This window comes from Streptomyces sparsus (genome assembly GCF_054776295.1).
On the sequence record NZ_BAAHCA010000875.1, the window covers coordinates 1 to 2,045 of the forward strand.

3 protein-coding genes are annotated in these 2,045 nt (G+C 74.3%); 2 read left to right on the top strand and 1 reads right to left on the bottom strand.

Annotation, left to right across the window (positions count from 1 at the left end; all coding sequences use genetic code 11):
• Positions 1 to 338: SWIM zinc finger family protein (locus tag ACYVE9_RS24380; protein ID WP_461030053.1), on the bottom strand; the 338-nt coding region annotated here is incomplete at its 3' end.
• A gap of 183 nt (positions 339 to 521) precedes the next feature.
• On the opposite strand from ACYVE9_RS24380, the gene ACYVE9_RS24385 reads away from it, so the two are divergent.
• Entirely contained in the window at positions 522 to 1,622 is a 1,101-nt protein-coding gene (locus ACYVE9_RS24385) for an ATP-binding protein (RefSeq protein WP_461030054.1), read from the top strand.
• Positions 1,580 to 2,045 (top strand): DUF5682 family protein (locus tag ACYVE9_RS24390; protein WP_461030055.1); only part of this gene is annotated, 466 nt, incomplete at its 3' end. The genes ACYVE9_RS24385 and ACYVE9_RS24390, both read left to right, overlap by 43 nt.

Below are 2,045 nucleotides of genomic sequence, written 5' to 3' on the forward strand. Positions count from 1 at the left end.
CGGCCGGTGAGCCAGGACTGCGCCCACTCCGGCGGTTCGGCCCCGGAGGCCACCGCGTCACCGCCCGCCGACCACAGCAGCAGCAGGCCGAGCGCGTGCTTGCACGGGAACTTGCGGCTGGGGCAGCTGCACTTGCACGCGGCGTCCGCGCAGTCGACGACCGTGCGGTACGGCTTGCTGCCGCTCCCCTTGCACAGCCCCCACACGGCGCCTTCCGCCGACCCCGCCTGCGACCAGGGCGCCGGCCCGGCCAGCTTGCCGCCGGCCTTGCGCGACGCCGCGTCAGGGGCGAGCGCCAGCACCTGTTCCGCCGTCCAGCGGACCTGCTCTCCAGTCATGGGAACGACCGTACGGGCGACCACTGACACCGCCCGGCCCGAACGCGCGCGCGAACCGGTCCCGACTGCCGCCGCCCGCAACGGAACTGACGAAACAGCAGGTCAGCGGCGATTGTCAGTGGTCGGGTGCACGGTGGGAACCAGTACCGGACCACCGGACGATCCGGAGCACGAGGGGGAGCTGTGAGCATCACGCAGACCGAGCCGGCCGCACTGCGACCGCACGCCGAGCAGGCGTTCGCCGACGAACTGGCCGCGCTGGCCGCGGCCGACGACCGCCCGCGGCCGGAGCGCTGGCGGCTCTCCCCCTGGGCGGTCGCCCGCTACCTCCTGGGCGGCACCCTGCCGGACGGCACGGTCATCTCCCCCAAGTACGTCGGTCCGCGGCGCATCGTGGAGGTCGCCGTCACCACCTTGGCGACGGATCGCGCACTGCTGCTGCTCGGCGTGCCGGGCACGGCGAAGACGTGGGTCTCGGAACATCTCGCCGCGGCCGTCAGCGGCGACTCCACCCTGCTGGTGCAGGGCACCGCGGGCACCGCCGAGGAGGCGATCCGATACGGCTGGAACTACGCCCAACTGCTGGCGAACGGCCCCAGCCACGACGCGCTGGTGCCCAGCCCGGTGATGCGGGCGATGGCGGACGGCATGACGGCCCGCGTGGAGGAGCTGACCCGCATCCCTGCGGACGTGCAGGACAGCCTGATCACCGTGCTCTCGGAGAAGACGCTGCCGATCCCGGAGTTGGGCAGCGAGGTACAGGCCGTGCGCGGCTTCAACCTGATCGCCACCGCCAACGACCGCGACCGCGGTGTCAACGAGCTGTCCAGCGCCCTGCGGCGGCGGTTCAACACGGTCGTGCTGCCGATGCCCGCCACCGAGGAGGCCGAGGTGGACATCGTCTCGCGCCGGGTGGAGCAGATCGGCCGCTCGCTCGACCTGCCCCGTACCCCCGAGGGCATCGACGAGATCCGCCGGGTCGTCACCGTCTTCCGCGAGCTGCGCGGCGGCGTCACCTCGGACGGCCGCACGAGGATCAAGACGCCGTCGGGCACCCTCTCCACCGCCGAGGCGATCTCGGTGGTCACCGGCGGCCTCGCGCTGGCCGCGCACTTCGGCGACGGCGTGCTGCGCGCGGCGGACATCGCCGCGGGCGTGCACAGCGCCGTGGTCCGCGACCCGTCGACCGACCAGGTGGCCTGGCAGGAGTACCTGGAGACGGTCGTGCGGGAGCGCGAGGGCTGGCAGGACCTCTACCGCGCCTGCCGCGAGGTCAGCGCGTGACTGCCGCACCGCTGCTGCTCGGGGTGCGGCACCACGGGCCCGGTTCGGCGCGGGCGGTGCTCGCCGCGCTGAGGGCGGCGGAACCGGCCGTGCTGCTGGTGGAGGGGCCGCCCGAAGCCGACGCGGTGATCCACCTGGCCGCCGATCCGCGCATGCGCCCGCCGGTCGCGCTGCTGGCCCACTCCGGTGAGGAGCCGAGCCGGGCGGCCTTCTGGCCGCTGGCCGCGTTCTCACCGGAGTGGGTGGCGATCCGCTGGGCCGTCGAGTGCGGTGTACCGGTGCGCTTCATCGACCTGCCGGCCGCGCACAGTCTCGCCATGGGCCACGCCCACCCGGGCGAGCCCGCCGCCGACCGCCCCACCGACGAGGCACCCACCGACGAGGCAGGGGACGCGGAGGGCGGCGCGGCACCGGACGGTTCCG